The organism is Streptomyces alboflavus (assembly GCF_000716675.1).
Taxonomy (GTDB): domain Bacteria; phylum Actinomycetota; class Actinomycetes; order Streptomycetales; family Streptomycetaceae; genus Streptomyces; species Streptomyces alboflavus.
Genome location: NZ_JNXT01000015.1, coordinates 52,985 through 74,000 on the forward strand (window position 1 = coordinate 52,985; position 21,016 = coordinate 74,000).

Below are 21,016 nucleotides of genomic sequence, written 5' to 3' on the forward strand. Positions count from 1 at the left end.
TGGTGGAAGACGGACGGGCGGAGCGGCGGACAGCCGCGGTCAACCGCCTTGAGGCCTGGGCCGATGGTGTGGTCGCGGGCCTCGACGCGCAAGAAGATATCGATCGTTCCTTATTGCAGGCCCTGCGGGTGGACCCGAGTCTGCGCGAGGAGACCGCGGTGCGCAGGGCCGACGCTCTGCGTGCGGCGGCGCTCGGCCTCGGACCGGCGGGCTGCGCCGCGGCGGCCGGGGTGACGGAGCGGCTGCTGCTCAACTGGCAGGCCAAGGACCCCTCGTTCGCGGAGGCGATGGCGGCGGCGGCCCTGATGGCGGCGGCCGAGCGCGAGCGGGGGCGCCCGGTGGCAACCTCGGCCGGACCGGGCGCCGCGGCCCTGCGGGTCGTCCTGCGGGCCGTGCGCGACGGGGTGGCCCAGCCCTCGGCCGCCGTGCTCGGTGGCTGGTCGGAGCGGTCCTTCCTGCGGCTGCGCCGACGCAGCCCGGAGGTCGCGGCGCTCCTCGCCGCCGCCCGTCGCGCCCGGGCGCGGGCCCGCAGGGCGGAGCGGCGCGGGGGGCCCGTGGGCGGGCGGGGGTACCGCCTGGTGCGGGTCGACGACGGGCCGCTGGCGCATGCGCGGGGTGCGGGGGACTCGTGAGGTGCGCGAGGTGCTGCCGGGCGGGGCGCCCGGGGCTCCTGTGGTGCCTGGGGCTCCTGGTGGCGGCCCGCGTCCTGACGGCGCGGGCCGCCGTGCGTCAGCCGGTCGTGGCCTCCCGCAGGCTCCTGGGGCGCAGGTCGGTCCAGTTGGCCTCGACGTGGTCCAGGCAGGACTGCCGGTCGGCCGGGCCGTGGGTCACGGTCCAGCCGGCCGGCACCTCGGCGAACTCGGGCCACAGGCTGTGCTGGCCCTCGTCGTTGACGAGCACGGAGAACCGGCCGTCGGCGTCGTCGAAGGGGTTGCTCATCTGTGGTCACTCCTGAGGGTCGGTGTCGGTGGGTCCGGAGATCCGACGCCATACTAAGGTAAGGGTTGCCTAATCAGGAGGTCGCCCTGGGGGAGGGGGCAAGCGGAGGGGCGGGGGAGCCCGGCGGGACGGGTCGCGTCAGGTCGGACGGGCCGTCAGGTACCCGCCCATCGTGCGGAAGTAGTCCGTCGCCGCGTACTCCGTCCCGTCCTCCGTCCGCACCCGCCTGATCGCGAGGCCGTGGCGGCGGCCCGTGCGCGCGTCGGCGCCGGCGACGATGACGACGGCGTCGCCCTCGCGGATGAAGATCCGCCCGGGCGTGCCGCCGTACCGGCCTTCGGACACCGTCGCCTCCACGATCCGCAGCGGCTTGCCGCGGTGGTGCGTGAAGGCGTTCGGGTACGGGTCGCACTGGGCGCGCACGAGGCGGTCCAGGTCCTCGGCCGGCCAGGTCCAGTCGATGCGGCTGTCCTCCAGGGCGCGTTTGTGGAAGAAGCTGGCCCGCGACCGGTCCTGTGGCGTCCACACCGCCGCGCCCGAGGCGATCAGGTCGAGCGACTCGCGCACGATCGGCGCGATCAGGGCGACGGTCGCACGGAACAGGTCCGCGGCCGTGTCCCGCGGGCCGACGGCCACCGCGCGCTGGAGCAGGACGTCGCCCATGTCCAGGTCGGCGTCCATGCGGTGGGCGGTGACGCCGACCTCGGGCTCGCCGTTGATGAGGGCCCAGATCAGCGGCGAGAAGCCGGCGTAGGTCGGCAGGAGCGAGTCGTGTACGTTCAGCGTGCCATGCCGGGGAAGGTCGAAGATCTCCGGGGGCAGCCAGGTGCGCCAGTTGTTGGCGACGATGAGGTCCGGTTCGACCGACTTGAGAGTTTCGAGGAGTTCGGGGTCTCCTGGGCGGTTGCGGAGGAGTACGGGCACGTCGTGCTTCGCGGCGAGATCGGCGACCGAGTCGTCCCAGATCTTCTCGTACGCGTGGTCGCTTCTGGGGTGCGTGACGACGAGGGGTACGTCGTGCTCGGAGTCGAGCAGGGCCTGCAGCGTGCGGTGGCCCCACGTCTGATAGCCGAACATGACGACCCGCATGTGAATCCTCCTCAGACATTGCAAGGTAAGGCTAACCTTATCTAACATGTGCCTGCTTAGGGAGGCGATGACGCGGGTGAACACCTTGCACAGCGAACAGGATTCGACGTACGGCGGCACGGAGCCGGCAGGCGGCGGCACGGGGTCGGCACACGGGGGACCGGAAGTGACGTACGACGTCCTGGGGATCGGCTTCGGGCCGTCCAACCTCGCCCTCGCGATCGCGGTCGAGGAGCACAACGCGCAGGCCGCCGAGGGCGACCGGATACGCGCCGGGTTCCTGGAGAAGCAGCCGCGGTTCGGTTGGCACCGGGGCATGCTCATCGACGACGCGACGATGCAGGTGTCCTTCCTCAAGGACCTCGTCACGATGCGCGACCCGAAGAGCAGCTACAGCTTCCTGTGCTACCTGCAGGAGCGCGACCGGCTCGTGGACTTCCTCAACCAGAAGACGCTCTTCCCGCTGCGCATCGAGTTCCACGACTACCTGGAGTGGGCCGCGGGCCGCGTCGCGGGGCTCGTGGAGTACTCCTGCGAGGTCGTCGCGGTGAAGCCGGTGACCGAGAACGGCGAGGTCGTCGCCTTCGACGTGGTCAGCCGCGACCCCGGCGACCCGGGGCAGAAGATCGTGCGCCGGGCCCGCAGCCTCTGCGTCGCCACCGGCATGGAGCCACACCTGCCGCCGAGCGCGACCCGCTCCGAACGGGTCTTCCACAACAGCGAGTTGATCCCGCGGGTCGGCGCGCTCCTGGAGTCGGGCACCCAGGTGCGCCGCGCCGTCGTCCTCGGCGCGGGCCAGAGCGCCGCCGAGAGCGTGGACTACCTGCACCGGCACTTCCCCGACGCCGAGATCTGCTCGGTGTTCGCGAAGTACGGCTACACGCCCGCCGACGACAGCCCGTTCGCCAACCGGATCTTCGACCCGGAGGCGGTGGACATCTTCTACAACGCGCCGCCGGAGGTGAAGCAGTCCCTCTTCGACTACCACCGCGGCACGAACTACTCGGTGGTCGACATGGACCTCATCGAGTCGCTCTCGCGCACCATGTACCAGGAGAAGGTGCAGGGCCGCCAGCGCATGCGGATGCTCAACATCTCCCGCATCCGTGACATCGAGACCCATGACGACGGCCTGCGCGTGGGCATCGAGTTCCTGCCCACCGCCGAACACGACGTCCTGGACGCCGACCTCCTGGTGTGCGCTACGGGCTACCAGCCGCGCGGCATCGACGAGCGCATGGGCGAGCTGGGCAAGCTGTGCCGCCGTGACGACGAGGACGCCCTCGTCGTCGGCCGTGACCACCGCGTCGCCACGCACGCCAACGTCGCCGCCGACATCTACCTCCAGGGCGGCACCGAGCACACCCACGGCCTGACCTCCACGCTCCTGTCCAACACGGCGGTCAGGGCGGGCGAGATCCGCGCCTCGCTGATCGAGCGCCGCCGCGGCAGCATGGTGGGCTAGGGCCTTCGGCTCTACCGCAGCACCACGCACCCCCGCGCGCGCAGGGCCGCCACGGTGTCCTCGCTGCCTCGCACGTCGTTCCAGCGCAGATCGAGCTTCTCCAGGGACGGCAACGCGGCCAGCCAGTGCGGCACTTCGCGCAGCCGGTTGGCCCGCAGGTCGAGGCGGCGCAGGCGCGGCAGCCCGCGCACGGCGTCCGGCACGGTCTCGAACGCGTTCTCGCGCAGCTCCAGTTCGCGCAGTTCGCCGAGGTGGCGTACGTCGTCGGGGAGCGCGGTCAGCTCATTGCCGCGCAGCCACAGCTCGCGCAGTCGGCGCAGTCCGCCGAGCGTCGCGGGGAGCGTGGTGAGCCGGTTGCGCTGGGCGCGCAGCTCGACGAGGGACGCCATGCGGCCGAGCGCGTCGGGCAGTGTCGTGAGCCGGTTCTCGCCCACGTTCAGGTAGGCGAGCCGGTTCAGGCCGCCCAGCTCGTCGGGCAGGGCGGTGAGCCGGTTGTCGTGCAGGTAGAGGAAGTCGGTCAGCGCGGGCAGGGTGCCGAGCTCCGGCGGGACCTCGGTCAGCAGGTTGTGGCCGAGGTCCAGGGTGCGCAGGGCCGTGAGCGCGGCGACGCGGGCGGGCAGGTGCCTGAGCGCGTTGTCGGCGAGGAGCAGGGACTCGACGCGGGGGTGGTGCCAGACCGCATCGGGGACGGTGTCCAGCCCCGCGCGCCAGTAGTCCAGTACGGTCCCGTCCGCCACCGTGAGCCACCCCCTGTTAATGGTTGTCGGGGAACCTACCATTAGTCCCATGCCTGCACCTGCCGAGCCGTCGGCATCCCCGGCGTCACCCGCTCCCGCTCCCGCTCCCGCCCCCGCCGCCACCCTCCTCACCCTCGACCTCACCGCCACCATCCGCCACGACGGACACGGCGGCGTCGCCGACGACCTCGACACGCCGGACGGCCTCACCGCCTGGGTCCGCGCCCACGCCGCCGCGCTGCCCGGCGCCCTCGCCGCCCGGCGCTTCCGGGCCGACGAGAGCGCACTGGAAGCAGTGCGGGGGGTGCGCGCCGCCGTCCGCGCGCTGTTCGCCCGCGCCGTGCGTCCGGGAGAGCCGAGCCCCGCCGACGCCCGGCGGCTGCTGCCGCTCGGCCAGGCCCTGACCAGGCTCAACGAGGCCGCCGCCCGGGTGCCCACCGTGCCCGTCCTGAGCTGGCCGCGCGGCGCCGCTCCCGTCGTCCGCGACGAGCCCGTCGTCCCGGCCGGGGCCGTCGAGCGCACCGACCTCCTGAACGCCGCCCTGGCCCGCGCCGCGCTCACCTTCCTCGCCGGACCCGACCGGGAGCGGCTGCGCGCCTGCCACGCGCCCCGCTGTGTGCGGTACTTCCTGAAGGACCACCCGCGCCAGGAGTGGTGCAAGCCCGCGTGCGGCAACCGCGCCCGGGTGGCCCGCCACCACGACCGCAGCAGGGGGCGCGGCTGAGCCGCGACCGGCCGGGAACCGCATCCCCACCGGCGCTTTCCCGCCGCTGCCCCCGGGCCGGGTCGGGCGCGCCGGACACGTACCATGGCGGCATGTCCTTCCTCCGCCGCCGCAGCTCCGCCACTCCCGCGGGCCCGGACTTCGACGTCCTGGCCATGGACCCGGGTGACTGGCCCGGCAATCTCGGCGCCGGCCTGCTGCCGGCCCCCGACGGCAGCTGCCAGGGTGTCTTCCTGCGCTACGACCTGTTCGGCGGCCGCGGTCCCGCGATGGTGATCGGCAATCTGCCGGAGGGCTCCCCGGCCCGCGAGCTCGCCGACGGCGAGGTGCCCTTCGAGGTGGCCCAGCTGCTGCTCGCGCTGGAGAACGAGGAGGAGGTCACCGTCGTCGCCAGCGAGGACGTGCCGGTGATGCAGGGCGACAACCTCCTGATCGTGCGCCGTCTGCGGCTGTCCGAAAGCCGCGTCTCCTGCGTGCAGTTCGACCGCAGCGACAACGTCCTGGTGACCATCGCGGCCTGGGACCGCCCGATCACCGACGACCTGTACGCGCTCCTCAAGCCGCTGCCCGCGGAGCTGTTCCAGCAGGGCTGACAGCCCCCCGAGGCCCACCCGCACCCCCGAAGTCCAAGTGTCCGCCCACTCCGTCCAAGGAGTGGGTTTGTCATGCGCCTTGTCAGGCGAGTCATCGGACTTTTAGCGTGGCGGCCCATGAGGCCACAGTTCCTGGATTCCATCCGGCAAGGCATCACCAGACGCACCACACTTCAGTCGGCCGTAGGGGCAGGAGCCGTCCTGGCTCTCAGCGGACCGGCATCCGAGGGTGCCGCCGCCACCGGCGATTCCCTCCAGTCATCCGATGACCTGAGGCTCTGGTACCGGGCCCCGGCTGCCGACTGGGAACGCGAGGCGCTGCCCGTCGGCGGCGGGGCGCTGTGCGCCATGGTCTTCGGATCCCTCGCCAGTGAGCGGCTGCAGCTGAACGAGAAGACGCTGTGGACCGGCGGCCCCGGCGCCGACGGCGGCTACGACCACGGCAACTGGCGCGCACCCCGCCCCGACGCCCTCGCCGCCGTCCGGGGGGACCTCGACGACCGCGGCCGCCTCGCCCCGGACGCCGTCGCCGCCGCCCTCGGCCAGCCCCGGCGCGGCTACGGCGCCCACCAGACCCTGGGCGACCTGCGCATCGACATCGCGGGCGCACCGGACGCCCCCGACACCTCCTACCGCCGCGCCCTCGACCTGCGCGAAGCCGTCGCGAGCGTCGCGTACACCCACCAAGGCACCCGCCATACCCGGGAGTTCTTCGCCTCCCACCCCGACGCCGTGCTCGTCGGGCGGCTCGGCGCGGACCGCCCCGGAGCCCTCACCTGCACCCTGCGCACCACCTCGCCGCGCGACGACGTCACCGCCACAGCCGACGGCGACCGCATCACCGTACGGGGTCAACTCGCTGACAACGGCCTGAAGTTCGAGACCCAGGTCCGCGTCGCCCACCGGGGCGGGACGCTCACCGCGGGCGCCGACGGCAGCCTCACGGTCACCGGCGCCGACCAGGTGTGGTTCGTGCTCGCGGCCGCCACCGACTACGCCGACACCTACCCGCGCTACCGCGGCGACGACCCGCACCGGACCGTCACCCGCGCCGTCGACACCGCACTCGCCCGCGGCCACGCGGAGCTGCGCGCCCGCCATGTGCGCGACCACCGGGCCCTGTTCGACCGCGTCGCCCTCGACCTGGGCCAGAGCACGCCACCGGACGTCCCCACCGACCAGCTCCTGAAGGACTACGGCAAGGCACCCGCCGCCGACCGGGCCCTCGAAGCGCTGTTCTTCCAGTACGGGCGCTACCTCCTCATCGCCTCCTCGCGCCCCGGCTCGCTGCCCGCCAACCTCCAGGGCGGCTGGAACCACAGCACCGCCCCGCCGTGGTCGGCCGACTACCACGTCAACATCAACCTCCAGATGAACTACTGGCCCGCCGAGGCCGCCAACCTGGCCGAGACCACCGCCCCCTACGACCGCTTCGTCGAGGCCCTGCGCGAGCCCGGGCGGCGTACCGCGCGGGAGGTGTTCGGGGCGCCCGGCTGGGTGGTGCACAACGAGACCAACCCCTACGGCTTCACCGGCGTCCACGACTGGGCGACCGCGTTCTGGTTCCCCGAGGCCGCCGCCTGGCTGACCGCGCAGCTCTACGAGCACTACCGCTTCGGCGGGTCCACGCGCTATCTGCGGGACACCGCCTACCCGGTGATGAAGGAGGCCGCCGCGTTCTGGCTCGACCAGCTGCGCACCGACCCGCGCGACGGCACCCTCGTCGTCACGCCCAGCTACTCGCCGGAGCACGGCGACTTCACCGTGGGCGCCGCGATGTCCCAGCAGATCGTGCACGACCTGCTCACCAACACCCTGGAGGCCGCCCGCGTCCTCGGCGACGACCCCGCCTTCCGCACCCGCCTCGAACAGAGTCTGGACCGGCTTGACCCAGGCCTGCGCGTCGGCTCCTGGGGGCAGCTCCAGGAGTGGAAGGACGACCTCGACGACCCCGGCGACGACCACCGGCACGTCTCGCACCTCTTCGCCCTGCACCCTGGTCGACAGATCAGACCCGGCAGCAAGTGGGCGAAGGCCGCCGAGGTCTCCCTCAAGGCGCGCGGCGACGGCGGCACCGGCTGGTCCAAGGCCTGGAAGATCAACTTCTGGGCGCGCCTGCGCGACGGCGACCACGCCCACAAGATGCTCGCCGAACAGCTCAAGACCTCCACGCTGCCCAACCTCTGGGACACCCACCCGCCGTTCCAGATCGACGGCAACTTCGGCGCCACGTCCGGGATCGTCGAGATGCTCCTGCAGAGCCAGCACGACGTCATCGACGTGCTGCCCGCCCTGCCCGCGAGCTGGCCGTCCGGCTCGGCGCGCGGCCTGCGGGCACGCGGCGGCGCCAGCGTCGACATCACCTGGGCCGACGGCCGCGCCACCCGCCTCGTCGTGCACGCGTCGCGCACCCGCGAACTGACCGTGCGCTGCCCGCTGGTGCCGGGCGGCGAGCACTCCTTCAAGGCGGTGGCGGGCCGCCGCTACGCCTTCCCCTCGGACAGGACCTAGCCGGTCCGCGTACGACGTCGGGCCCGGAGCCTGCCCCCACGCAGGTCCGGGCCCGACGAGTTCACACGGTCACGCCGTCGTGCCTGACGGCGTCACGATCTGGACGGCACCACCTTCACGTCGGCGGCGCGCACGAACGCCACCCGGTGGCCGAACTGGACCTCGTAGTACATGTCCTTGCCGCGCACCACGCGGTGCGGGGCGAGGTCGAACGTCGGTGAGTAGAAGTACTCGCCGGGCAGCTTGTCGCCGACCGCGTACTTCTGGCCCGCGAGGAGCTTGTACGGCAGCGGCGACACGGCCTGCACCGGCACCCCTGTCGGGTAGGCCTCCTTCTCCGGGTAGGCGCGGCCGTACACCGGGACGTCGCTCACGCCGTCCTTCGGCGTCAGGACCCAGCCGCGCGCGTCGACAGCCGTCGGCTGCTTCTTCGGGTTCTTGAACCAGGCCTTCTGGCCGAGGTACCAGACGGCCGTCCAGTCGCCCTGCCGGTCGGCGACCGCGTACTGCTGGCCCGTGGACAGGCGCGAGCCCATGTCGTTGACGTCGATCGTCGACGGCTCACCGCCCGGGCGCAGCCCGATGTCCTTGATGAGCGGCGCGTCCTCGCGCGGCTCCGTGTACACGCGCACCGCGCTGGAGCCGTGCGGCACGCACTTCTCGCCCGGCTTCGCGCAGCCCGTGAACTCCGGCTGGTTCTTGCTGAACTCGGGCGCGACCGTGACCAGGCCGCCCTGGGGGCCCGCCGTGCGGTGCAGCGGCTTGCCGAGCAGCTTGAAGTAGTGCTGCCAGTCCCAGTACGGGCCGGGGTCGGTGTGCATGCCGCGGATCGTCGCGGCCGTCGTGCCCGGCACCGTGTCGTGGCCGAGGATGTGCTGGCGGTCCAGCGGGATGCCGTACCGCTTGGCGAGGTACTTCACCAGGCGCGCCGACGAGCGGTACATCGCCTCCGTGTACCAGGTGTCGGGGGCGGTCAGGAAGCCCTCGTGCTCCAGGCCGACGGACTTGGCGTTGACGAACCAGTTGCCCGCGTGCCAGGCGACGTCCTTGGTCCGCACGTGCTGGGCGACATGGCCGTCGGAGGAGCGCAGGGTGTAGTGCCAGGACACGTACGTCGGGTCCTGCACCATCTTGAGGACGCCCTCCCAGGTGCCCTCGGTGTCGTGCACGACGATGTACTTGATGCCCTGGCTCTTGGGGCGGTCGGCCTTGTCGTGGTTGCCGTAGTCGCCGTCGCCGAACTCCTCGTACGGCGCCGGGATCCACTCGCACGCGAGCGTCTTCGGGCAGTCCGTCGCTGCCGCCTTCGCCTTGCGCAGCCCCATGCCGCGCAACTGGGCCGCCTCCGGGGCGAGTCCGGGCCGGGCGGCGAGAGCGACCTGCTGGCCCGCGTCGGTCGTGCGCCGCTGCCCGTCGCGGATCACGGCGAACACGTCGTTGGCGTACGTGGCCGCGCTCGCCCGGTCGTCGGCTCCCGAGAAGCGCGCGATGGCGCCGTACCAGTCGGCCGGGTCGGCGCTGAGCGGCTTGCCGAGCTGCTTCTGCGCGGCGGCGAGCAGGGCCGCGCCGCCCCGGACGTTCGCCGCGGAGTCCTCGCGCAGCCGCTCCGCGGACAGCCCGCTGAGCTTCGCCGCCCGCTTCAGGGTCTTGAAGCGCGCCGGAAGCTGGGCCTCCGTCGGAGGCTTCGCCTTGGGCCGCAGCGTGGCCCGCGAGGAGTCACCGCGCGGGTCCTCGGCGCCGTCGGCGTGGTGCGGCGCGGAGGCGAGCGCGGTGCGGGCGTCGGTGAGGTGCATCGGGCCGTAGCCGCCGGTGACGCTCGGGGCGCCGCCGTGCGCGTCCCAGCGGGACTGGAGGTAGGAGACGCCGAGCAGCACGCTCTGCGGTACGTCGTACTCGGCGGCCGCCGCCGCGAAGGCGCTCTGCAGGCTCCCGTGCCCGGCGTCCGGGGCGGGCCGGGACGCGGACGACGACGGCGCCGCGCCGAGCAGGGGCACCAGCAGGGCGGCCGACGCGAGCGCGCCCGCCGCCCTTGCGGCACGTCTGCGCGTGGGCGGGACGGATGCGGTGACGGATCCTCGCAAGGCAGCCTCCTGGGACTTCCGGGCCGAAGCGGCGTGACGGGGCGTGCGGGGCCGGGCGTGCGTCAGTGGTACCGGCTCGCCGACGATCCGTCAATCATGCCCAGGAGAAGGGATTTCCCATGTCAGCGCCGGTCTGGCGTGTTTTCACCAGCGGTTTTCGCCACGGGCGGTGCCATCGCCTGCGGCGCGTCAGTGGAGTGGACCAAAGGTCGCACGGCCCCGCTGGGCTCCCGGCCGGGCGGAACGTGCCCAGCGTTGCCGGTGGTTGACCCGAAAGGGGGGGCAGGCCCCAGCTTCAAGGGTCGGGTGTGCCCCAGTGACCCGGGGCCGTGGGTGCGTGAAAGTGATCGGCATGCCGATGAGAGCCCACTCCGTCAGCGGGCACGAACCGTCCCGCACCCGACCCGCCCACCGCCGTCGCCGCGCCCGGCTGCTCGCGGCGTCGTCGTTCCTGGCCGCGACCGGCCTCGTCGTCGCGCTCGCCCAGCCGGGCCAGGCGCTCGTACGCACGGACGGAGCCCTGCCGGGCCAGGCGCTCATGCGCACGGACGGAGCCCTGCCGCAGCAGCGCGCCCAACTGGAGGAAATGGCTGAGAGGTTGGTGGCCGCCGGGGCGCCCGGCGTGATCGTGCGGGTGGACGACGGGCGCGGCCGGCCGGTCGAGGTCGTCGAGCAGGCGCCCTGGGCCCGGGCCGACCACCGGCTGCGGGGCGGGGACGAGTTCCGGATGGGGTCCAACACCAAGACCGTGATGGCCACCCTCGTCCTGCAACTGGTCGCCGAGGGCAGGCTCGCCCTGACCGACCCCGTGGAGAAGTGGCTGCCCGGCCGGGTGCCCCACGGCGACGAGATCACCCTGCGCATGCTCCTCAACCACACCAGCGGCATCGGCGACTACACAGAAGCCCCCGAGCTCCTGCCGTCGATCCTCGGCAAGGACCGGCGGCCCTGGACGTCGGAGCAACTGCTCGCCGTCGGCGTGAAGCGCGACCGGCCCTTCCCCCCGGGCGCCAGATGGGCGTACAGCAACACCAACTACGTCGCGGTCGGCGCCCTGCTCGAACGAGTCACGGGCAAGAGCCTCGCCGACCTGGTCCGGGAGCGGATCGCCCGGCCGCTCGGCCTCAGGCACACCTACTACGCCACGGACTCCGCCTGGCGGGGCCGGCACGCCCGCGGCTACGAACCCGACGCCGCGCACATGCCGCCGGGCGTGCCGCCCGCGTACCGGGAGTACGCCGGGGCGGCGCGCGAGGGCCACGTGGACGTCTCCGACAACTCACCGTCGTGGGGCGGCGCGGCCGGTGCGATGGTGTCGACCGCCCGCGACTGGGGCCGGTTCTACCGCGCGCTGATGTCGGGCGAGCTGCTGCCCGCCGCCCAGCTGGCCCAGATGCGCACCACCGTGCCGGTCTTCCCGGACCGGCCGGAGGGGCCCGGCGGCGGTCTCGGCATCCAGAGGTTCCCGAGCCCCTGCGGCACGGTGTGGTCCCACGAGGGCGGCATCCCCGGCTACCTCAGCACCAACTTCACCGACCCCACGGGCAGGCGCACGGCGACCGTCCTCGTCTCGACGGAGGCCTTCGCCGAGCACCCGGACGCCTTCCCGGAGATCAACGAGGTGTCCCAGGAGCTCCAGGTCGCCTCGATGTGCGCCATGCTCGACAAGCCGGTGCCGTCCGCGTCGCCCGCGGGCTGAGCGTCGGGGGCGGCCCCGGGGGGGCGAGGTCAGCCTGCCGGGGTCCAGTGCCCAGGCCGCTCCAGCGGGCTCGACACCTTCGTCCGCGCGTCGCCGCGCGCGGCGTTCAGCTGCGGCTGGGTCAGGAACAGGGCGCCCGTCAGGTCGGCCCCGCACAGGTTCGTGTCCCGCATGTCCGCGCCGATGAGGTCGGCGCCCCGCAGGTCTGCGTCCGTCAGGTCGGCGGCGACGAGCAGGGCGCCGCGCAGGCTGGCGCCCCGCAGGTTCGCGCCGCGCAAGCGCTTGCCCATGAGGTTGGCGCCCCGGTGGTCCTTCTTGCGCCCCGGCACGGCCGACCTGGCCAGCTCGCTCGCCCGCAGCAGCAGCGGGTTCACCTCACCGCGGAGCGCGTCCACGTTCACGCCGAGCAGCGTCTCGGGAGTGTCCCGGGTGAGCGCGTCGATCCGGGAGTACGCCCGGCGCAGGTCCCGGTGCACGGGGCGGGCCGCGGCCAGGTCCAGGGCCTGCGCGGTGTACTTCAGGAGCTCCTGGAGGTGCCGCACGACGGGGAAGACCTCGTACATCGTGCGGGCCGTGTCCGGCGCCTCGCGCCAGCCGACGCCCTTGAACGTCACCTGCGAGACCTTCTGGCCGGCGCCGAAGCAGTCGAAGACCGTACAGCCCTGGTAGCCCTTGTCGCGCAGCCGCTCGTGGATCCCGCAGCGGAAGTCGTCCTGGAGGTTGCCGCACGGCGTACCCGCCGCCTTGTCCACCGGGAAGTCCGACGAACGCGAGAACGGCAGCGCCACACAGCACAGCCCGAAGCAGCTGCCGCAGTCGGCCCTCAGCTCGGGCTGGTCGGCGTGCGCGGTGCGCTCGGACAAGCCGGGCGAACCTGACAACCCTGATGAGGCTGACGAGTCGGACAAGGTGGTGGCTCCTGGTGCTCTGGTGCTCTGGGGCTCTGCGTGCCCTGGGGGCTCGGGTGTGCGGTGGGGCTATGGGTCGATTGTCCCCCGGCCGAGCTCCTCCCGGGCACGCGGGGCGCCGTGGGAGGAGCGGCGGGGGCGGCTATCGCCCGGACGCGGATTCCCTGGTGCAGCCGCCGACCGGCTCGGCGGGCCACCGCGGCAGGCACACCAGGCTCCGGTCGCGCCGGTCGTGGGACAGATAGCGGCCGACGCAGTCGTCGGGCGCGGTGCGGCCGACGGACTCGCAGAACCTCAGCGCCCGGGTGCCGTCCGGGTAGGGGCCGGGTTCGTAGACGACCCAGTAGCCGGGGCGCAGCGAGGCGAAGTCGCCGCTGTCGAGCAGTTGGGCGTACGGGACGGACCTCCGTATCTCCGCGAGCGTCCGGCGGGCGCTCTTCTCGCCCTCCTGGTGCGCCACGGAGGCCAGTTGGGCGATCCATCGGGCGTTGAGAGGGTTCGACTGCGACAGGACCCCGTGCGGTGCGGCGGACCCGGCCGGTTCCGGGGCCGCGGCCCGGAGGTCGCGGGCCTGCCAGCCGACGGTGACACAGGCCAGTGCGGCCGCTATCCCGAGGCTCGCCAGCCAGGCGCGGCGTGGGGGCCGGATCCGCGTGTGGGACGGAGCCGGGGCGTGGCCGGTGGGGTGGCCCGTGGCGTGGCCCGTGGGGTGGAGCAGGACCACGGCGTCGGGCGCGGTGTCCGGTTCCGGCGGGTCCGCCGCGCCCGGCTGTGCCGCGTGCAGCGCCCGCAGCTCGCGTGCCAGGTCGCCGGGGTGGTCCTCGTAGTGCTGGACCAGGGCGGTGTGCAGCTCGTCGATCCGGTCGGCTCGACGGTCGCGGTCGTGTGGATTCACTGGGAGCCTCCCTCCACCCGGTGGGGCGGTCCTGGCAGTTCGGTCTCGGCGGCGCGCTGGCGGAGCTTCTTCTTCGCGCGCCGCACGGAGGCGGAGACGGAAGCGGGGGCGATCCCGAGGGCCTCTGCGGTCTCGGTACGGGACAGACCCAGGTATTCGCGCAGGAGCAGGGCCCAGCGCAGCTCTTCGGTGAGGGAGTTGATGTCCCGGAGCACTTCGGCGATCTCCAGGGCCCGGTCCGGGCCCAGGGTCCTGCTCACCGAAGTCCACTCCCCGTTGTCCTCGGGGAGCTCGCCCGCGGGGGACCAGGGGCTGCGCCGGGCGGCGCGGACGGCGTCGATGGCCTTGCCGGAAGCGATCCTGCGGAGCAGCGGCCAGGGCGCGGCGACGGGTCCGTCCTCGCGGAGGATCTGGAGGTAGCGCAGGAACGTGTCGTGGGCGACGGCGTCGACATCGGCTCCCGGTCCGGCCACCGTGTAGATCACGGAGCGCACTCCGGGCCGATACTTCTTGTACGTCTCGGTGAACAGGGCGTTCAGTTCGGGCCGGAGCGGAAGGGCACGGCGTATCACTGGGTGCCCACCCCTCGTCCGGGTCCGCCCGAGCTCGCGGACAGTACCGTTCCGAGCGTCTTGTGCGGCTTCGCTCATGTCTATAGAGCCGACGGCGGCAGCGAAAAGGCGACTGCCCGGCCGCCGGAACTTCCCGTACGTGTACGGAGTCGCACGCGGTCCGACCGATTGACCGTCCGCCCGGTGTGCGCTTGCATCCCCGAGGGGCCCCGGCACCGGGCCGGGGCCCGCGCTCCGTGGGGGGAACACATGGCCGGAACCGGCCCGCTCAAGAGACGTGGCGGATTCGTACGGACGGCGGGCGCGGGCGCGCTCGCCGTCTTACTGTCGGCCGGGGCCCTGCCCACGGCCGCCGCCGCACCCGCCGACGCCCCGGCACCCCGAGGGCCCGCCGTGGCCGCCGGGACCACCCGACTGCTCAGCGCCGCCACCGACGGCGGTCAGGCCGACGGCCCCTCCGGCCGCCCCGTCGTCAGCGCCGACGGCCGTGTGGTCGCGTTCATGTCGCAGGCCACCAACCTCGTCGCCGGGGACACCAACGACCGGTCCGACCTGTTCGTACGGGACCTGCGCGGCGGTGAGCTCCGGCGGGTGGTCGACCCCCACGGCGAGATCTCCTCGCCGACGCTCAGCGCGAACGGCCGGTACGTCGCCTACACGATCCGCGACGACGAGGGCACCGCCGTCTTCGTCCGGGACCTGTGGAAGGGCGGGACCGAACGCGCCGACGTGGACCTCCCGATGCAGCACATCGACGCCCACGCGCCGACCGTCTCCGCCGACGGCCGCACGGTCGCGTTCGCCGTCCTCGGCACCGACTCGACCCGCACCGGCGCCCAGGCCGTCTATGTGCGCGACCTGCGCGCGCAGCGCACCGAACTCGTCAGCTTCCCCGCCGAGCAGGACGAGACCTTCCTGGGCCTGCGCACCCCGACCCTGAGCGCGGACGGACAGCGCGTCGCCTACCAGTACACGCACGGCACCCCGCCGCGCGGCGACTGGTCCGACATCTACGTCCACGACCGTGGCACCGGTGGCGAGACCCAGATCGACACCCCCCACGACGGCAGCCCCGCCGACGGCGCGGCCGTCAACCCGCTGTTCAGCGCCGACGGATCCACCCTCGCCTTCGACTCCAGCGCCTCGAACCTGGTCCCCGGCCGCGACCCGAACAGCAGCCACAACCCCTTCGTGTGCGACCTGCGCACCGGCACCCTCAAGCGGGTCGACGCGGTGCTGCCAGGACCCGAAGGCGTGCTCTCCGTGGACGGGGTGTCCGCTGACGGGTCGAAGCTGCTGCTCGACACCTGGCCGATCCTCACCGTCGAGGACGCCGAGTACGTCCGTGACCTGCGCACCGGCTCCAACGTCCTGGTCTCGCCCGACAAGGACGGACGGCCCGGCAACGCAATCGACGCGCGGACGGACGCCGCCGCGCGGACCGTCGTCTTCTCCGGGTTCGACAGCGCGAACTTCGTGGCCGACGACACCAACGGGGTCGCGGACGTGTTCGTGTTCGTACGCAAGAAGCGGTAAACGGCCGTGGCGGGCGGTGGGGTCGCGGCCGTTCCTGTGGCAGGCCCGTGACGGGACGGCGGTCGGCGTGTGATCTCCCCGGGTGATGCTCTACGGAGCGATCAGCCAGGTGACAGCGCGCGCGGCGGCGGACGGCGGTGCCCGGACGCCGCCGCGGAGGTGAGGGGAGAGGCGAGACCGTGAACATGCCCCAAGGGACTCCGCAGCCGCCGGTGGGCAGCCCGCAGGCGCCCCAGTCGACGTGGCATCTGATCGTCGAGCGGCACGAGACCGCGACCGGCGGCGGCTTCTGGGGCACCGACCTCCTCGGGGAGTGCGTCGGGACCCGGGAGCAGGCGCTCGCCATGCTGGCGGACCGGGCCCGCCACTACGTGCCCGAGCACCCCTGGAACCGGAAGCGGACGCAGCTCTACCGCACCGTCGACGGCTTCATGATGATCACGGAGGGCGTGCGCAGCAGGCGGCGCTGGACGTGCCGGTTCCTGGTGGCGGAACTCCTCTGGGACACCGGCGTGCCGACGCCGTAGGTTCCGGGGGAGCTGACCGACCCGCACGTTCCGGGGACGCCCGAAGGAAGCAGGCCCCGGCGTGCCGTGCGGGTCGCGTGTGCTCAGCCCTGGGTGCGGGCCGCCTCCCGGCGCTGCCTCTTGCCCAGGGGAGCCTGGGAGAGGTCCTCGGCCTGGGACCGCAGATTCTTGTAGCCGTAGCCGCGCTCGGCCAGCCATGCCTTCGCCGTCTCCTCGGCGTGCTCGGTCGCGTCGAGGATGTCCTCCTCCGCCTCGCCGGAGTCGAGGAACCGGAAGGTGAAGGCGGGCCGGGAGGCCAGGTCGTAGCTGAGGTGCCCCTCGGGGGTGAAGGCCGCGCGCAGGATGTCGTGCTCCGCGGCACGGGCCAGGAGTTCGGCCCGCTGGTCGCCGCTCAGCCCGTCGAAGACGCCGCGGACGGTGACGCGGAAGGTGCGAGTGCTCATGGCCCGACCCTAGACACGGGCCCACCGGGACTCCACCGCGTTTTCGACGGCCCCGGGCCCCCGGCCCCCGGCCCCGGGCCCCCAGTCCCCGCCCCAACGCCCTGTGACCAGCTCCTTCGCCAAGTACGCCGAGCCCGCTGGAGTGCGGGGCCCGTCCGGCGTACGGAAGTGCGGAAGGAGCGGTTCTGTACGCGGCGTGTTCCGGCCCCGCCGATCGGGCCGCCCCGCGCCGACGGTGATCGATGCGCCCCGCGGGGCGCCTTGTTGCCCTGGCACAGGCTGAGTTGAGTGGGATGCCTGTCCGTCGGCAGGAGGGAAACATGTCCAGTCAGCCCTTCACCACCGGTACGGCTCCCGGCGCACTGCCCGGCCTCGGGCACGTCTGGCCCCTGATGCGACGGCCCATCGAGTTCCTGACCTCCCTGCCGGCCCACGGCGATCTGGTGGAGATCAGGCTCGGCCCGACGCGGGTGTACGTCCCGTGCCACCCCGAGCTGCTGCGGCAGACCCTGACCGACGACCGCACCTTCGACAAGGGCGGGAAGTACTACGACCGGGCCCGGGCCATGGCCGGGAACGGTGTGGCCACCTGCGCGCACAAGGACCACCGGCGGCAACGACGGCTGCTCCAGCCCGCGTTCCACCCCACGCGCCTCGAGGCCTACGCGACGACCATGGAACAGGAAGTGCGGGCGCTGACCGACTCCTGGGGCGACGCCGAGATCATCGACGCGTATCCCGTGCTCTACGCACTCGCCCTGCGGACCGTGACGCGCACGCTCTTCTCGACCCGGGTCACCGACGCGGTCGTCGCGGACATCCAGCACTCCTTCGACATCGCGTTCAGCGGATTCTTCCGGCAGATGTTCATGCCCCCGGCCCTGCTGCGCCTGCCGCTGCCCGCGAACCTCCGGCACCAGCGTGCCCTGCGGAACCTCAACGGCATCGTGGACCGCGTGCTGCGGGACTCCACGGCGGGGGAGTCAGGGGAGTCAGGGGAGGAGGACGCGCGGAACGTCCTGTCGGTGCTGCTCGCGTCCCGGAGGAGCGCTGCCGACCCGGGCACGGGAGACGCCGACGCGGGTACGGGTGGCACGGGTACGGGCGGCGCGGGCACGGGCGACGGCGCGGCGGGCGCGACCGGCGCCGACGGACGAGCGGCCGACGCCGAGATCCACGACCAGGTCGTCACCGTGCTCGCGGCGGGCAGCGAGACCGTGGCGTCCACCCTCACCTGGGCGATGTATCTGCTGGCCCGGAACCCGGCGGCCCAGCGCCGGCTCCAGGAGGAGGCCGACGCCGTGCTCGGCGGCCGACCGGCCCGCTGGGACGACCTCCCGCGCCTGCCCCACACCCACCGCGTCATCACGGAGACGATCCGCCTGTATCCCCCGGGCTGGCTGTTCACGCGGGTCACGACGGCGGACGTCACCCTGGCCGGGCGGCATCTGCGGGCGGGCACCACGGTCGTCATCAGCCCGGTCCCGGTGCACCGGAACACCGGCATCTTCCGGCGGGCCGCCGACTTCGACCCCGACCGGTGGCTGCCGGAGCGCACCTCGGGGCTGCCGCGCGGGGCGTTCGCCGGATTCGGCACCGGGCCGCGCAAGTGCATCGGGGACACCTTCGGCGTCGCCGAGTGCGTCCTCGCCCTCACCGCGGTCGCGAGCCACTGGTCCATCGGCTGCGCGCCGGGGGCGGACATCCGCCCGGTGCCCCTCGCCGCCTTCTACCGCCCCCGCAGGCTCCGCCTGGAGCTCAACCGGCGTGCCGGCCATGACGTCTGAGGGGAACGAGCGCGCCCTCGTCGTCGGCGGCGGCTACGCCGGCCTCGTCGCCGCCCGCGTCCTCGCCGACCGTTTCGACGAGGTGGTCGTCCTGGAGCAGGACGACCTCACCGCCGCACCGGAGCACCGCCGCGGCACCCCGCAGAGCCGTCACCCGCACGCGCTCCTGGCCCGGGGCGCGGAACTCCTGGAGGACCTCTTCCCGGGGCTGCGCGCCGAACTGCGGGACGCGGGCGCCCCGGTGTCCGACTTCGGGCAGTTCCCGATGCTGTACCCGGCCGGATGGTCGCCGCGCGTCCACACGGACCTCGCCCTGCAGACCTTCAGCCGCCCGTTGCTGGAGGCCGCGCTGCGACGACGCGTCCTCGCGCGCCCCCGGGTTCGCCTGCTCGACCGGACCCGGGTGGCGCGCGTGGTCCTCGACGCGGCGCGGGACCACGTCATCGGCGTACGGACCGACGACGACGCCCTGCACCCCGCCCGCCTGGTCGTCGTCGCCACCGGCCGCACCTCGCGCCTCCCCGCGGGCCTCCTGGCCGGCGGCCTCCCCGCGCCCGACCTGCTCCGCGTCGACGGCAACCTCTCGTACACCTCCCGCGTCTACCGGCGCGACACCGCGTCCCCGCCACCCTGGCAGGCGTCCCTGCAGGCCACCCTCGCGCCGACCGCGAGGCGCGGCGGCACCGTCGTCGCGCTGGAGGACGAGCGGTGGCTGGTGTGCCTGTTCGGCGCGGACGGGCAGTCGGCGCCCACCGACCCCGCGGGGTTCAGCGCGTACGCGGCCTCCCTCGCGAACCCCCACATCAAGGACGTCGTCAGCCACGCCGAGCCCCTGGGCGCCATCTACCGCTACGGCGGGCTCGGCGGTCAGTGGCGCCGCTACGACCGGATCCGCCCCTGGCCCCGCGGCCTCGCGGTGCTCGGCGACGCCCTGTGCGTGCTCAACCCCCTGTACGGACACGGCATGACCGTCGCCGCACAGCAGGCCGTCCTCCTGGCCCGCATGCTCGACGCCCACGGACCGGCCGCCTGCGGGCACTTCCAGCGCCGCTCCGCCCGGACCCTGCTCCTGCCCTGGTACCTGTCGACCAGCCTCGACCTGGGCTGGCGCCCCGAGCGCGCCCCCGTCGCGGCCCTGCTCGCGCGCCGCTACCTGGCACGCCTGCTGCGCCGCGTCCCCGAGGACCCCGAGCTGTACCGGAGGTTCCTCGCCGTACAGCACATGACGGCGTCCCCCCTCACGCTGCTCGCGCCGTCCCCGCGGACCAGAAGGGGCGGCGCGCGGCCATGACGCTCCCGTACGACGACCTGGACGCGCTGCGGATCTTCCCGGGCCCCGACCACCTCCTGTACCGACTGCCGTCCCGCACCGAGCCGGACGGCCACCGCCTGGACGACCTGGTCCGGCACTGGGCGGACGCGTGCGGCCTCCTGGAGGACGCATCCGCCCACAAGCGGCTCGGCGACGCCGCCGTGGGCGACCTCATCACGTCCTGCTACCCGGGACTCCGGCCCGACCGGGCGGCCCCGCTGGCCGGCTGGATCTCCTGGCTCTTCGTCATCGACGACTACTACGACCGCCTCGACGTCCAGGGCGAGGAGTACCCCGACACCCTCACCGAGGAGATCATCGACGCCCTTCCGGTGGAGCCGCGGGGACACATCCGTCACCACGAGGCCCCGCTGGCCCGCGAACTGGCCCGCCTCTGGCGGCACATCGCCCCGCAGCTGAGCCGCTGGTGGCGCATGCGCTTCGCCACCCACGTCGCGCACTTCCTGACGGCGTTCCGCCACGAGCGCATGCACCGGCGCGAAGGCCTCCCGCCCGGGCTCCGCGCGTACGCCGAACTGCGCCGCGCGTCGAGTTCGGTGACCGCGTGCCTGGACCTCCTGGAGTACGCGACGGGGCGGGAGGTCCCGTCGCTGCTGCACGAGACCCGCCAGCTGCGGACGATGTTCGGCAAGGCCACCGACGTCGTGGCGTGGGTCAACGACGTCGTGTCCCTGCGGAAGGAGCTGGGCATCGGCGACACCAACAACGGGATCGTGGTCGTACGACGGGAGCTCGGCCTGGACACGCAGGGCGCCATCGACCACGTCTACCGCGCCGTCGACCGCGACATCGAGGAATTCCTCGACGCCGAAGCCGAGTTGTGGCGCATGTGCGAGCACTGGAGCGGCGTCACCGACGCCGAGCAGTCGGCGCTCGCCCTGCTGTCCGACGGCATGAAGGCCTGGATGCGGGGGAACCTCGACTGGTCGGTGCGCGCCAACCGCTACGCCGCCTGAGAGCGCCCGCCCCCGGTGCCGACACCCGGTCCGGCGGCGAAACCGCCGGGCACCGTCACCGGTGGCTCTGTTACGGTGACCGGCATGAAGCGCGCCGCAGTGACGACGACGCCGGACAGAGTCCCGGCGCGCTGACAGCTGATCCGAAGCGAAGCCCCGGGGCGAGTGCCCCGGGGCTTCGTCGTGCGGCTCCTCACTCGCTCCGCCATCAGTGAGGAGAC

General features: G+C 73.3%; 19 protein-coding genes. 11 read left to right on the top strand and 8 right to left on the bottom strand.

Annotated elements, in window-relative coordinates:
- Nucleotides 1-2 precede the first annotated feature (2 nt).
- Nucleotides 3-632 carry a hypothetical protein gene (locus OO63_RS13425; RefSeq protein WP_063750402.1) on the top strand — a complete coding sequence of 210 codons (630 nt, stop codon included), beginning with the start codon at nucleotides 3-5 and terminating at the stop codon, nucleotides 630-632.
- 97 nt (nucleotides 633-729) lie between these two features.
- Here the strand turns inward: OO63_RS13425 and OO63_RS13430 are convergent, their stop codons facing one another.
- Together OO63_RS13430 and OO63_RS13435 are read right to left on the bottom strand one after the other, a co-directional pair.
- Complete coding sequence (locus OO63_RS13430) at nucleotides 730-939, bottom strand: MbtH family protein (protein ID WP_030357438.1); 210 nt, start codon at nucleotides 937-939, stop codon at nucleotides 730-732.
- A 138-nt stretch (nucleotides 940-1,077) separates the two neighbouring features.
- The gene (locus OO63_RS13435; protein ID WP_030357437.1) at nucleotides 1,078-2,028 is read right to left on the bottom strand and encodes a methionyl-tRNA formyltransferase; all 951 of its coding nucleotides are present in this window, start codon (nucleotides 2,026-2,028) and stop codon (nucleotides 1,078-1,080) included.
- Nucleotides 2,029-2,095: 67 nt separating this feature from the next.
- Here OO63_RS13435 and OO63_RS13440 point away from each other — a divergent pair, with 67 nt between their 5' ends.
- Nucleotides 2,096-3,493: a lysine N(6)-hydroxylase/L-ornithine N(5)-oxygenase family protein gene (locus tag OO63_RS13440; protein ID WP_078619112.1), complete on the top strand. Its 1,398-nt coding sequence runs from the start codon at nucleotides 2,096-2,098 to the stop codon at nucleotides 3,491-3,493.
- Between the two features lie 11 nt (nucleotides 3,494-3,504).
- Here the strand turns inward: OO63_RS13440 and OO63_RS13445 are convergent, their stop codons facing one another.
- Complete coding sequence (locus OO63_RS13445) at nucleotides 3,505-4,272, bottom strand: leucine-rich repeat domain-containing protein (protein ID WP_199819469.1); 768 nt, start codon at nucleotides 4,270-4,272, stop codon at nucleotides 3,505-3,507.
- A 7-nt stretch (nucleotides 4,273-4,279) separates the two neighbouring features.
- On the opposite strand from OO63_RS13445, the gene OO63_RS13450 reads away from it, so the two are divergent.
- The 3 genes from OO63_RS13450 (at nucleotide 4,280) to OO63_RS13460 (ending at nucleotide 8,058) form a co-directional block, all read left to right on the top strand.
- A complete protein-coding gene (locus OO63_RS13450; protein WP_078619113.1) occupies nucleotides 4,280-4,954 on the top strand; it encodes an ABATE domain-containing protein in 675 nt (224 codons plus the stop codon).
- 92 nt (nucleotides 4,955-5,046) lie between these two features.
- Nucleotides 5,047-5,547, top strand: coding sequence for a hypothetical protein (locus OO63_RS13455; RefSeq protein WP_030357433.1), 501 nt, complete (start codon nucleotides 5,047-5,049; stop codon nucleotides 5,545-5,547).
- Between the two features lie 117 nt (nucleotides 5,548-5,664).
- Nucleotides 5,665-8,058 carry a glycoside hydrolase family 95 protein gene (locus tag OO63_RS13460; protein ID WP_051810829.1) on the top strand — a complete coding sequence of 798 codons (2,394 nt, stop codon included), beginning with the start codon at nucleotides 5,665-5,667 and terminating at the stop codon, nucleotides 8,056-8,058.
- Between the two features lie 92 nt (nucleotides 8,059-8,150).
- Here the strand turns inward: OO63_RS13460 and OO63_RS13465 are convergent, their stop codons facing one another.
- On the bottom strand, nucleotides 8,151-10,139 hold the full coding sequence (locus OO63_RS13465) for an N-acetylmuramoyl-L-alanine amidase (RefSeq protein ID WP_030357431.1): 1,989 nt from the start codon (nucleotides 10,137-10,139) through the stop codon (nucleotides 8,151-8,153).
- A gap of 352 nt (nucleotides 10,140-10,491) precedes the next feature.
- On the opposite strand from OO63_RS13465, the gene OO63_RS13470 reads away from it, so the two are divergent.
- On the top strand, nucleotides 10,492-11,838 hold the full coding sequence (locus tag OO63_RS13470) for a serine hydrolase domain-containing protein (RefSeq protein ID WP_234311091.1): 1,347 nt from the start codon (nucleotides 10,492-10,494) through the stop codon (nucleotides 11,836-11,838).
- Between the two features lie 29 nt (nucleotides 11,839-11,867).
- Here the strand turns inward: OO63_RS13470 and OO63_RS13475 are convergent, their stop codons facing one another.
- From OO63_RS13475 to OO63_RS13485, 3 genes are all read right to left on the bottom strand, one after another.
- Nucleotides 11,868-12,701 carry a pentapeptide repeat-containing protein gene (locus tag OO63_RS13475; RefSeq protein ID WP_030357429.1) on the bottom strand — a complete coding sequence of 278 codons (834 nt, stop codon included), beginning with the start codon at nucleotides 12,699-12,701 and terminating at the stop codon, nucleotides 11,868-11,870.
- Between the two features lie 187 nt (nucleotides 12,702-12,888).
- Nucleotides 12,889-13,641 carry a hypothetical protein gene (locus OO63_RS13480; protein ID WP_030357428.1) on the bottom strand — a complete coding sequence of 251 codons (753 nt, stop codon included), beginning with the start codon at nucleotides 13,639-13,641 and terminating at the stop codon, nucleotides 12,889-12,891.
- Nucleotides 13,638-14,213, bottom strand: a complete 576-nt coding sequence (locus OO63_RS13485; RefSeq protein WP_030357427.1) for an RNA polymerase sigma factor — start codon at nucleotides 14,211-14,213, stop codon at nucleotides 13,638-13,640. The genes OO63_RS13480 and OO63_RS13485 overlap by 4 nt, the downstream gene beginning before the upstream one ends.
- 249 nt (nucleotides 14,214-14,462) lie before the next feature.
- On the opposite strand from OO63_RS13485, the gene OO63_RS13490 reads away from it, so the two are divergent.
- Nucleotides 14,463-15,749 carry a TolB family protein gene (locus tag OO63_RS13490; RefSeq protein WP_051810830.1) on the top strand — a complete coding sequence of 429 codons (1,287 nt, stop codon included), beginning with the start codon at nucleotides 14,463-14,465 and terminating at the stop codon, nucleotides 15,747-15,749.
- A 179-nt stretch (nucleotides 15,750-15,928) separates the two neighbouring features.
- Complete coding sequence (locus OO63_RS13495; RefSeq protein ID WP_157853994.1) at nucleotides 15,929-16,276, top strand: hypothetical protein; 348 nt, start codon at nucleotides 15,929-15,931, stop codon at nucleotides 16,274-16,276.
- Between the two features lie 83 nt (nucleotides 16,277-16,359).
- On the opposite strand, the gene OO63_RS13500 is transcribed toward OO63_RS13495, so the two are convergent.
- Nucleotides 16,360-16,719 carry a DUF6204 family protein gene (locus OO63_RS13500; RefSeq protein ID WP_030357424.1) on the bottom strand — a complete coding sequence of 120 codons (360 nt, stop codon included), beginning with the start codon at nucleotides 16,717-16,719 and terminating at the stop codon, nucleotides 16,360-16,362.
- Nucleotides 16,720-17,039: 320 nt separating this feature from the next.
- Between OO63_RS13500 and OO63_RS13505 the strand changes: the two genes are divergently transcribed.
- Genes OO63_RS13505 through OO63_RS13515 form a run of 3 tightly spaced genes read left to right on the top strand, consistent with a single transcriptional unit; the run spans nucleotide 17,040 to nucleotide 20,795 of the window.
- On the top strand, nucleotides 17,040-18,506 hold the full coding sequence (locus OO63_RS13505) for a cytochrome P450 (protein WP_030357423.1): 1,467 nt from the start codon (nucleotides 17,040-17,042) through the stop codon (nucleotides 18,504-18,506).
- Entirely contained in the window at nucleotides 18,496-19,797 is a 1,302-nt protein-coding gene (locus OO63_RS13510) for an FAD-dependent oxidoreductase (protein WP_051810831.1), read from the top strand. The genes OO63_RS13505 and OO63_RS13510 overlap by 11 nt, the downstream gene beginning before the upstream one ends.
- Nucleotides 19,794-20,795: a terpene synthase family protein gene (locus tag OO63_RS13515; RefSeq protein ID WP_030357421.1), complete on the top strand. Its 1,002-nt coding sequence runs from the start codon at nucleotides 19,794-19,796 to the stop codon at nucleotides 20,793-20,795. The genes OO63_RS13510 and OO63_RS13515 overlap by 4 nt, the downstream gene beginning before the upstream one ends.
- Nucleotides 20,796-21,016 lie beyond the last annotated feature (221 nt).

Bases quoted from the DNA above. Each gene is read 5' to 3' on its own strand.
- OO63_RS13430 (WP_030357438.1), bottom strand. From the start codon at position 939: ATGAGCAACCCCTTCGACGACGCCGACGGCCGGTTCTCCGTGCTCGTC.
- OO63_RS13435 (WP_030357437.1), bottom strand. From the start codon at position 2,028: ATGCGGGTCGTCATGTTCGGCTATCAGACGTGGGGCCACCGCACGCTG.
- OO63_RS13440 (WP_078619112.1), top strand. From the start codon at position 2,096: ATGACGCGGGTGAACACCTTGCACAGCGAACAGGATTCGACGTACGGC.
- OO63_RS13445 (WP_199819469.1), bottom strand. From the start codon at position 4,272: ATGGTAGGTTCCCCGACAACCATTAACAGGGGGTGGCTCACGGTGGCG.
- OO63_RS13450 (WP_078619113.1), top strand. From the start codon at position 4,280: ATGCCTGCACCTGCCGAGCCGTCGGCATCCCCGGCGTCACCCGCTCCC.
- OO63_RS13455 (WP_030357433.1), top strand. From the start codon at position 5,047: ATGTCCTTCCTCCGCCGCCGCAGCTCCGCCACTCCCGCGGGCCCGGAC.
- OO63_RS13460 (WP_051810829.1), top strand. From the start codon at position 5,665: ATGAGGCCACAGTTCCTGGATTCCATCCGGCAAGGCATCACCAGACGC.
- OO63_RS13470 (WP_234311091.1), top strand. From the start codon at position 10,492: ATGCCGATGAGAGCCCACTCCGTCAGCGGGCACGAACCGTCCCGCACC.
- OO63_RS13490 (WP_051810830.1), top strand. From the start codon at position 14,463: ATGGCCGGAACCGGCCCGCTCAAGAGACGTGGCGGATTCGTACGGACG.
- OO63_RS13500 (WP_030357424.1), bottom strand. From the start codon at position 16,719: ATGAGCACTCGCACCTTCCGCGTCACCGTCCGCGGCGTCTTCGACGGG.
- OO63_RS13505 (WP_030357423.1), top strand. From the start codon at position 17,040: ATGTCCAGTCAGCCCTTCACCACCGGTACGGCTCCCGGCGCACTGCCC.
- OO63_RS13510 (WP_051810831.1), top strand. From the start codon at position 18,496: ATGACGTCTGAGGGGAACGAGCGCGCCCTCGTCGTCGGCGGCGGCTAC.
- OO63_RS13515 (WP_030357421.1), top strand. From the start codon at position 19,794: ATGACGCTCCCGTACGACGACCTGGACGCGCTGCGGATCTTCCCGGGC.